Source organism: Fuchsiella alkaliacetigena, assembly GCF_023227765.1.
Lineage (GTDB): Bacteria > Bacillota > Halanaerobiia > Halobacteroidales > Acetohalobiaceae > Fuchsiella > Fuchsiella alkaliacetigena.
On sequence record NZ_JALKBZ010000073.1, the window covers coordinates 1 to 8,273 of the forward strand.

The following is an 8,273-nucleotide window of genomic DNA, read 5'->3' on the forward strand; positions in this document are numbered from 1 at the left end:
ATCACAAACCCTGCTATATCAAGGTTTCTGACCTCTAAATAGTTATTTTATACCTATGAACTGTCGAACTCGGGTAAAAGCAAAAAACTTTAATTATTAACTGCTAAGCTACGTACTCTTTCCAAATCAGCCGGTTTATCAACATCAAATCCTATTTCTGGATGCTCAGTAATAATAGCCTTAACAGGAATATCAAGCAGCTCTGAAACTCTATTCTCCACTTCGCTTAAAGATAATTTACCCCACAATAACTTAACTAAAAACTTCAACCCTAAGATCCAGCTTAATTTTAAGAGATTCTTACGACTAATTAAAACTCTATTGATTAAATCACGCGAGCTAATAAATAACTCCGAATTAACTAGAAACAGATTCCCCCCAGTATAAGAGCCTTCTTGTAAATCCAAATAAGTTTTATCGGCTTCGGGATAAGTAGCTAAGCTTAACTCTTTAGGAATTATAGGATAATAAAGTCCGCAACCTAACTCTTCCTCACAACTAAAGATAAAATCATCAATCGCTGCAGCAGTAATTAAAGGAATATCAGCACTAACCAGTAAAAAATAATCTTGCTGAAATTGAGACATATATTGAATTCCTAATTCAATATTATCCAATAAATTATCCTTAGTTTCAACAACTGAATCAGCTCCATTAGCTAATAAAAGTTTCTCTTCTTCTTTAGGACCGATAACTAATATATCTTTAATCTTCTCAGCAGTCACCAAGCTCCGCAATATATAGGTAATCATTGGTCTTTGAATAACCTGAAGTAAAGCCTCATAATTAACCGTTATATCTTTAGCTACTAAGTTAGTATTCTTGGCTCCGGCCAAAATAACGGCATTATAATCCATTTATCCTTCCTCCTGTTGTGTTATTCCTTGCAAGCTTGTCTTAACGGCTTGAACTATATAGTTATCAGCTAATTTATTCTTTAACAAAGCTGCTAATCCTTCAGCTTTATCGGCACTTTCCACAAAACCCAATAAAGTAGGTCCACTACCAGACATGAGCACCTTAATAGCTCCTTGAGTTAAGAGCAATTTTTTTAACTTTTTAAGCTGTGGATAATAGTTAAAGGTGACCTCCTCTAGTAGATTATCGCTAGCTTGGATAATTTTCATTTTATCCTGATCTTTTAATGCTCTCTTCATCTTATTTAAATCAGGCTTTCTTTTAATTTCCGCTAAATTTAGATTATTATAAACCTCAGCGGTTGAAACAGCTATAGGAGGTTTAACAATTACCAGATCTAACTGGGGAACTGCTGTTAATTCCTTTAAATCTGTACCAATTCCAGTAGCTAAAGCAGTTCCTCCAGTAATGCAAAAAGGAACATCAGCTCCTATTTGGGCTCCTAAATCTCTTAATTCCGATTTAGACAGCTTCAAATCGCACAACTCATCAACTGCTACCAAAGTAGCTGCTGCATTGGTACTCCCCCCGGCTAATCCTGCTGCCACAGGAATCTTCTTTTTAATTTTTATATTTAATCCCCCAGATAAAGTATATCTATCAAACAGTAGTTGCACTGCTTGATAGACTAAATTATCAGCTCCGGTAGGAACTTCAGGATGCTCAACCTCTATTTCAATCCCTTCTCTTATTTTAGTAAAGTATAACTTATCGGCTAAGTCTATAGTCTGCATAATCATCTCTACTTTATGATAACCATCTCTTCTTTTGCCTATTACATTTAAAAAAAGATTAATCTTAGCTTGAGTAATTAATTTTATAGTCTTTGACAAAACAATCCTCTCCTTTTAAGCATATATTAATGGTATAATTCCGTTTAGCAGCTTTTAATTCCTGCTTTAAATACTATTAAGCAAAATAACTCTATAAATGTTCAAGTACTTTACATAATTTTAAAGCAAAAACAGATAATAATTATACCAAAGGAAGTTTATCCACAATGCACTGTGGATGAATTGTGGATAAGTTGTGGATATTGTGGATAACCTGTGAAATATCCACTTTATTAACTTATAAATGTGGATAAAACAAAGATTTCTGTGGATAATTCAAGTGAAGGCTGTGAATAACTTATAAATATTGAACTGAGGTGATTTTTATGAAAGAAGATGATTCTAGAGTAGCTATTATTCAATTAGGCGGTAAGGGAGTAGTAGGCAATAATATGATCTTAATTGAGTATCAAGAGCAAATTTTAATTTTAGATGCTGGAATAATGTTCCCCACCGATGAAATGCCAGGTGTTGATTTAGTAATTCCAGATATTAGCTATTTAATTAAAAAGCAAGATAAAATCAAAGGATTATTAGTCAGTCACGGCCACGAAGATCATATCGGAGCTATTCCTTATTTATTAGCAGAACTAGACCAAGAAATTCCTATTTACGGAACTAAGTTTACCTTAGCCTTCATCAAAAAGAAATTAGACGATAAAAAAGAATTATTATCTCAAACAGACTTAATTACTGTTCAGCCTCGTAATAAAATCAAAATAGATAGTTTCACCGTAGAATTTATTAGAGTTAATCACAGTATTCCCGATGCTGTAGCTATTGCAATCTCTACTACAGCCGGAACAGTCCTTTATACTGGAGACTTTAGAATTGAACAAGCACCTATTGATCAGCAAAAAACAGATTTTTATAAGCTGGCCCAATTAGGAGAAGAAGGACTTTTAGCTTTGCTATCCGATAGTACTAATGCCGAATACAAAGGCTATACCGCTCCAGAAAAAATTATCGGCCAAACATTTACAGAAGAGTTTCAAAAAACTCAAAACCGAGTCCTAGTTGCTACCTTTTCCAGCCACATTCACAGAGTTCAACAGGTAATCGAAGCAGCTAAAAATTCTAAGCGCTTATTAGCCATTAGCGGTAGAAGTATGTTTAAGTCTATAGAAATAGCTAAAGACTTAGGATATTTAGAGTTGCCTTCTGAAATGATAATAGAGCTAGAAGAGATCGATAACTTTGCTCCTCATAAGATAGCAGTTTTAATGACCGGTAGTCAAGGTGAGCCGATGGCTGCTTTAACTAGAGCCGCTCAGGGAGAACACTCTCAACTAGAAATTAAGGCTACTGATACCATCTTTCTCTCTGCCACTCCAATTCCAGGTAATGAATTAGCAGTTAGTAAGACTATTAATCAATTATTAGCTAAAGGAGCTACTGTAATTCACGGCCAAGAAAAAAAGGTCCATACCTCTGGACACGCCCAGCAGGAAGAATTAAAGTTAATGCTTAATTTGACTAAACCTAAGTATTTTTTACCAGTCCACGGAGAGTATAGACATCTACACCAGCATGCTCAGCTAGCCAAGGAGGTAGGTATTGCTAAAAAAAATATATTTATTACTCCTAATGGAGTTAAATTAGAGCTAGCAGAGCATGAAGCAAAAGTAACAGATAAAGTTTCAGCAGGTAAGGTCTTAATAGATGGTTCAAAGATAGAAAATATTAAAGAAAGCACTCTACAAAGTCGCCAAAAATTAGCTGATAAGGGGATATTAATTATCAATTTAGTAATCAACGATGATCAAGATAAATTAATAGCCGGGCCCGATATTATCAGCAAAGGCTTTAAAGATTTAAAAAATTCTGCTCAACTTTTAAAGCAAATAAAATCAAAAGTAACTGCTATTTCCAAAAAGCACATCCAAAAAGAAAAAATTAATTATTCTAAATTAAAGTCTGAAATTGAAAATACAATAAGCAATTATTTATACAGAGAACTAAAACGAAAACCTATTATTTTATCCCTAATTACTCCCATTTCTTAGAATCTTGATAAACTTTAAAGAGTGCTTGAGAAAATTCTTTGGCTCTTTCCCAGTTTAATAACTTATCTCTGTACTTCCTCTTAAAATCATTGGTCTCCAAAGAATCAACTACACCTTCCTCTTGCTCAAACTTATGTACTACCTTATATTCCAAACGAACCACTCCTCAATAAATGTATATTAACAGCTCTCCTTGTCCTATGTATAACTAATAAAGATTTAAGGCTTGAATAATATTCACAAGATTCAGAAAAATAAATAAATTAGCACTTTTACCTTAATTATGATATAATTAAAATATATATCGAGTAAAAGGAGGTCTCTTATGCCAAAAAATACTAGCTCCCCGAAATTAATTATCTTAGAAGTTATTAAAGAAGCTTATCGACTTTATAAAGAAAACTTTAGTACTTTTATTAAAGTTTCAGGTGTATATTTTGTAATTAGGATATTTTCCCGAATAACTCGTCATTTTAGTGATCTAAGCCTCGACAATGGTTCATCTTTTACCTTAAACTCAACAGTTCTATTCGTAGTAGCTATTCTACTTTTATACCTACAAATTAAAACTATTGTTTCCTTATACATATGCATTTCAGAACGGTATCAAAGTCACAAAATAAAGTTTATAGAATCATTTGCTAAATCAAAAGGAAAAGTCAAAGACTACGCTGTACTATCGATGTTAATACTATTAATTATCTTAATTCCTAGCTTAGGTGCTTTATTTTCCTATAACTTCATAGAAATCGCTTCATTACAACAATTATTAACTATAACCTTCTTATTTTTAATTCTATATATGGGTACAATCTACAGCTTCGCTCCAGTTATAGGCATTTTAGAAGAAGAAAAACATAACTATCTTGAAAAAAGTAATCAACTAGTAGGTTCTTATTTTTTAAAAGTAGCATTTTTAAGACATTTAAATATCATTTTAGCCATTCCTTATTACTATCTGGTGCATATATTAGGAGTCAGCTTAATTAATGAATTTTTCTTATTCACCGTTAGTCGAGCTATCTTTATTTTTATAATGCCCTTCACTTATGCTATTACCGTAGTAATGTATTACAAATTAAAGGAAATCAACGGATAAAAGTATGCATTATCCTGCTGAAACTGTTAAACATCAGCAGGATTTTTTGTTATTGTGATTTAATAACTTGATTGATTTATAATTCTATTTATACCATTAATTTAAAATATTTGCAACAAGGAGTTCACTAATTAATTATTGAATAAATTTTTAATGGTGATAAATTAAAAATAAATAACTGGAGGACTCCTAGTGAACAATAAATTATTCAAACTAATATTAATTACTATAATAACTATACTCAGTATAACCGCCTGTAGCCGCTCTTCTTCCATAACTAATTTAACAAAAAAAGCTAGCATTTACGGACAAATAGAGGACGGAAGTCTGCTTTTCTTCAGCAATGATGATAAAGCTAATTACCCAATAGTAAAAGCTACCGTCTATCTAGACAATAATAGCACTACTACCGATAGTAAAGGCCAATACTATTTTGAAAATCTAAGAGCAGGCACTTACACTTGGCAAGTAAAAGCTGAAGGTTACCAATCTGCTCAAATAAAGGTTAACTTAGCTGAAGGTGATAATAAATTAATTAATAAAAGCCTGCTGCCAACACTTAAACAAAAAACAGGAAGTATCTCCGGACAGATTAAAATACATAATACTACCGAAAATAAAGTTAAACTAAACAGTTCCCAATTTAAAACTAAAACAGAAGCTACTAAAATCAAACCCCTAAGCGAATATCAAGAATCAGAAATAATAGTTAAGTTTAATTCTCTAGTTGCAGAAAGATTAATCAATAGTTTGAAAAGTAAGTATAACTTAGATACTTTAACTCAGCTAGAACTCAATAACGGCTTAGTAGCTAATTATAAAGTTCCCGAAAATAAATCTGTACTAGAGATGGCAGCTCAATTAGAAAGCCTACCTATAGTAAACTATGCTGTTCCCAATTACCTCTTCTATACTATGGAGGCTCCTGATGACCCTCATTACCAATACCAATGGGGACATCTTAACAGCAACCTAGAAGCAGCTTGGAATATTCAAAGAGGAAATAAAGAAGTAACAGTAGCAGTGATTGATTCCGGAATAATACCACAACACCCTGATTTGAAGCAAAACCTATTAATGGGTTATGACTTTGTAGAGAACAATGAAGATCCTACTGATCAAACACCAGCAAAATATGGAGGTAGCCATGGTACACACGTAGCCGGTATTATTGGAGCTACCACTAATAATCAACTAGGAGTGGCTGGGGTTAATTGGCAGCTTAGCTTATTACCTGTTCGAGCGTTAGGCCCTAAAGGTAGCGGCAGTACTTTTGATGTAGCCCAAGGAATAGACTATGCTGTTCAACAAGGAGCTGATATCATTAATCTCAGTTTAGGCGGGCCAGCTAGTCCGATAATGGAGGAAAGCATAAAAAAAGCCGTAGAAGCTGGAGTAACCGTAATTGCTGCCGCTGGAAATGATTCCGCCAACTATATAGTCTATCCAGCAGCTTATGAAGATGTAATCGCAGTAGGAGCAGTAGAAAAGGATAATCAGCGAAGTAATTACTCTAATACTGGTTCAGAATTGGAAATAGTAGCACCAGGTAGCAATATTTTAAGTACTTGGGGCTACTATGAAAATGGAGTTGTTAATACTGGTTATAGATATATGTCAGGCACCTCTATGGCTACCCCTTATGTTAGTGGAACAGCTGCTTTATTAGTAGCTCAAGGAATAACTAAGCCGGAAGATATTCGAGCAAGACTAACTTCTACAACAATGGACTTAGGTACTTCAGGCTGGAATGAAAAGTACGGTTATGGCTTAGTTGATGCTTATGGGGCTTTATTAGGACAGCGCTTAGAAAGTCCTAAAGTTTTAGCGCTAATAAAAAAAGAGGATATATTTTTGATAGTGGATAAAGTTCAGGCTAATCAGGACGGCAGTTATAAGCTAACTGAAATAGCAGGTCAGGAGATATATCTAGCCGGCTGGCGGGATACAAATAACAACGGGATAGTAGATAGTGGCGATTATTTTGGAATCAGTGATGAAGCAATAAAGATTGAAGAGAATGAAGAGTACAGCTTTGATTTAGATATATATTTGTATTAGCTAGAAAGTCCTGTTCTCAATTTATTATATAAAAAACGGCTCTTTAGAAAAGAGCCGTTTTTTATATAATTTATATTTACCAACTTAAATTATTTAAAGGGCCATGGGGACTTAAAACAAGTTGTCCATTATCATATTCAAAATTAATACCCATCATAAAAGCTAAATAATCAACAGTTTCCCTCAACTCTTCATTTAAAATCTCAATTCTAACTTCCGAATCAAAAATACCAAACTCATCATAAGAAGTACTATAAGCCATATCAAACCAAGAATTAACATCCATTAAGTTATTATTAAACTCCAAATTATCAATAACAAAATGTCTCACATTTTCTCTTTCAGCTTTAACCAGCTCAAAATATTCAGGAGCTTTAAAGAAATCATCGCTACTTACAGCTAAATTAAAATGATTAAAGCCAACCTCACTTAGATCTAAATTAAACATCTGAGATATTTCCTGTGCTTCAGTTGCACTTAAATCAAATAGAGTTTTAAGATCCACCTTACTTTGCTCCATCCCAATTCCAGCCTTAAAGGACCATTCTTCATTATCAAGATCAGCCTGACTAGCATAAGTAAGCCTTAACTGTTCAAGAGTAGAAACAATTTCATCCTGTTGATTAATTAGATTAGTTTTATTTAAAGTAAATACTGAATCATCAAAGTTTAGCATAGTTTCTGCTAAATCCTCACTATCTTTTAAAGCAAGCATATTAGTTAAACCTAACTTAGCAGAAGCATCATTAATCTCTATCCTATCTTCAGCAACATCAAATATTAATTCGTTTCCATTAATTCTGCCTAACAAAGGATTTACAGATATATTGCTTTGAACAAGTTCGACCTCTTCAATATTACTTATGTAGGTTTTTAGCTCTTCTTCAACATCAGCAGCTATTATACTACCGATTATGGCATTAATAATCATTAATAAAGCCAATAAAACAGCTACGCCAAATCCAATTTTAGGACCTAAGCTTTGTTTAGTTTCTTTGTTAGTTTTCATCTACTTTCCCCTTTCTTTAATTTTGGAATTATCTGTTATAAATAACTATTTCATATAAAAAAGCGACACCATAAAAAGTGCCGTCATTACCGTTACATCAAACTTTATTAATGGCGGGAATGTGTAGGAATCGAACCTACCGCGGACAGCTCAAGGCTGGCCCGCCAGCGGATTTGAAGTCCGTGGTGCCCACCAGGGGCACAGCCATTCCCAAAATCCATTATTAATTATATCTCTTTTAACTACAGTTGTCAAATTTTTTAACCTTGTGACAGGGCAATCGCATGAATAAATTTTATTTTAAAACTCAATCTTATTTCTTATACTCAGTTTGAATTTAAAAAATG

7 protein-coding genes and 1 tRNA gene are annotated in these 8,273 nt (G+C 33.3%); 3 read left to right on the forward strand and 5 right to left on the reverse strand.

The genetic code is table 11. From position 1 onward, the window contains the following. Nucleotides 1–89: 89 nt before the first annotated feature. Together MWH30_RS12825 and ispE are read right to left on the reverse strand one after the other, a co-directional pair. Entirely contained in the window at nucleotides 90–857 is a 768-nt protein-coding gene (locus tag MWH30_RS12825; RefSeq protein ID WP_248664493.1) for an NTP transferase domain-containing protein, read from the reverse strand. Continuing rightward, nucleotides 858–1,751, reverse strand: a complete 894-nt coding sequence (ispE, locus tag MWH30_RS12830) for a 4-(cytidine 5'-diphospho)-2-C-methyl-D-erythritol kinase (RefSeq protein WP_248664494.1) — start codon at nucleotides 1,749–1,751, stop codon at nucleotides 858–860. It abuts the gene before it with no gap. A gap of 326 nt (nucleotides 1,752–2,077) precedes the next feature. Between ispE and MWH30_RS12835 the strand changes: the two genes are divergently transcribed. After that, on the forward strand, nucleotides 2,078–3,757 hold the full coding sequence (locus MWH30_RS12835; protein WP_248664495.1) for a ribonuclease J: 1,680 nt from the start codon (nucleotides 2,078–2,080) through the stop codon (nucleotides 3,755–3,757). Here MWH30_RS12835 and MWH30_RS12840 read toward each other — a convergent pair. Continuing rightward, nucleotides 3,741–3,911 (reverse strand): hypothetical protein, encoded by a 171-nt coding sequence (locus tag MWH30_RS12840; protein ID WP_248664496.1) that lies wholly within the window; start codon nucleotides 3,909–3,911, stop codon nucleotides 3,741–3,743. The genes MWH30_RS12835 and MWH30_RS12840 overlap by 17 nt on opposite strands. Nucleotides 3,912–4,082: 171 nt before the next feature. Between MWH30_RS12840 and MWH30_RS12845 the strand changes: the two genes are divergently transcribed. Together MWH30_RS12845 and MWH30_RS12850 are read left to right on the forward strand one after the other, a co-directional pair. Continuing rightward, nucleotides 4,083–4,856, forward strand: a complete 774-nt coding sequence (locus tag MWH30_RS12845; RefSeq protein WP_248664497.1) for a hypothetical protein — start codon at nucleotides 4,083–4,085, stop codon at nucleotides 4,854–4,856. Nucleotides 4,857–5,048: 192 nt separating this feature from the next. After that, nucleotides 5,049–6,917 (forward strand): S8 family serine peptidase, encoded by a 1,869-nt coding sequence (locus MWH30_RS12850; protein WP_248664498.1) that lies wholly within the window; start codon nucleotides 5,049–5,051, stop codon nucleotides 6,915–6,917. A 76-nt stretch (nucleotides 6,918–6,993) separates the two neighbouring features. Here MWH30_RS12850 and MWH30_RS12855 read toward each other — a convergent pair whose 3' ends face one another. Beyond that, the gene (locus MWH30_RS12855; RefSeq protein ID WP_248664499.1) at nucleotides 6,994–7,926 is read right to left on the reverse strand and encodes a hypothetical protein; all 933 of its coding nucleotides are present in this window, start codon (nucleotides 7,924–7,926) and stop codon (nucleotides 6,994–6,996) included. Between the two features lie 111 nt (nucleotides 7,927–8,037). Next, a tRNA-Sec gene (locus tag MWH30_RS12860) sits at nucleotides 8,038–8,138 on the reverse strand. Nucleotides 8,139–8,273: the final 135 nt, after the last annotated feature.